The following is a 1,505-nucleotide window of genomic DNA, read 5'->3' as shown; positions in this document are numbered from 1 at the left end:
GTGCTGCAAAGAGCGAGTGTTTAATCATTCTATCCCTGCATTCTGGTGTACAGAGAGGGAGGATAGATCAAGGAAAGAACGCAAGTTACGCAGTTAGCTATTCTCTGAACTGCCCCAGAGAAGCTTTCAGTCATGCCATGTAGATTTTGGTTCAGAGCTGAAAGTGATTCAGCTTCACTTTCTCTATGACTATAAAGTTTGCTGTGACTAAATCATCACCCATTTCAAAAACTCAGAAGATAGGTACACCCGAAAGCCGTGTTTACTGGATTAAATAATGCCTTTCTTTTGTTCCATGCCTTGCCCCGGCCCTGGTCAGGGCTTTCACACAGTCGTTATTGCTCATCAAGATTGCGACGGACAGCGGGGTGGCGCCATTCGACATGGCAGCGTTGAGATCAGCCCCGGCGTTGATCAGGACTTTCACGCAGTCGATGTTATTTTCCTGGGCAGCGATGAACAGCGGGGTGGCGCCATCCGAAGTCCGGGCGTTGAGATCTGCCTTGGCTCCGATCAGGATTTTCACGCAGTCGGCGTTATTTTCCTGGGCAGCGATGAACAGGGCAGTGGCGCCATCCTCAGTCCGGGCGTTGAGATCAGCTCTGGCTTCGGTCAGGATTTTTAGGCAGTCGATGTTATTTTTTTGGGCAGCGATGAACAGCGGGGTGGCGCCACCGTCAGTCTGGGCGTTGAGATCAGCCCGTGCTTCGATCAGGGCTTTCAAGCAGTCAGTGTTGCCCATCTCAGCAGCTATGTAGAGCGGGGTGGCACCATTCGGCAAGGCAGCGTTGAGATCAGCCCCGCCGTTGATCAGGACTTTCACGCAGTCAATGTTATTTTCCTGGGCAGCGAAGAACAGCGGGGTGGGGCCATCCAGCATGGCGGCGTTTAGATCCGCCCCGGCTTCGATCAGGATTTTCAAGCTGTTGGTGTTATCTTCCTGGGCAGCGATCAACAGCGGGGTGGCGCCATCCTTGGTTCGGGGGGCGTTGAGATCCGCCCCGGCCTCGATCAGAGCTTTCACGCAGTCGACGTTATTTTGTTGGGCAGCAATGAACAGCGGGGTGGCGCCATGCATATTACAGGCGTTGAGATCAACCTTGGCTTTGATCAGGGCTTTCAAGCTGCCGGTATTGCCGTCCGCAGCGGCCATGAACAGCGCGGTGACGCCATCCTCAGTCCGGGCGTTAAGATCCGCCCCGGCTTCGATCAGGAGTTTCAGGCAGTCGGTGTTATTTTCCTGGGTAGCGATGAACAGCGCGGTGGCACCATCCTCAGAACGGGCGTTGAGATCGCCCCCGGCGTTGATCAGGCGTTCGACGATGTCCTTGTGCCCCTGACCTGATGCCAACATCAACGCAGTGAGATCATTATCCATAACGGCATTGACATTGACTCCCTCAGCCAATGACTTCTCCACTTGATCCAAATTCCCCTCAAAACAGGCTTCATAAAACGCCTGATCGGGGAAAAATGTATCCGGGTGAGATTCACCGGTGTTCACA

Annotated in this window: 1 protein-coding gene; it reads right to left on the bottom strand. The window is 53.8% G+C overall.

The annotated features are described in order from the left end of the window. Window positions 1-262: 262 nt before the first annotated feature. The coding region (locus tag KDK17_RS17605) for an ankyrin repeat domain-containing protein (protein WP_257288689.1) at window positions 263-1,505 on the bottom strand (1,243 nt) is incomplete at its 5' end.

This window comes from Endozoicomonas sp. SESOKO2, from assembly GCF_024606245.1.
Taxonomy (GTDB): Bacteria; Pseudomonadota; Gammaproteobacteria; order Pseudomonadales; family Endozoicomonadaceae; genus Endozoicomonas_A.
Note: the sequence above shows the minus strand (reverse complement) of the source record. Positions and strands in the feature narration are given on the sequence as shown.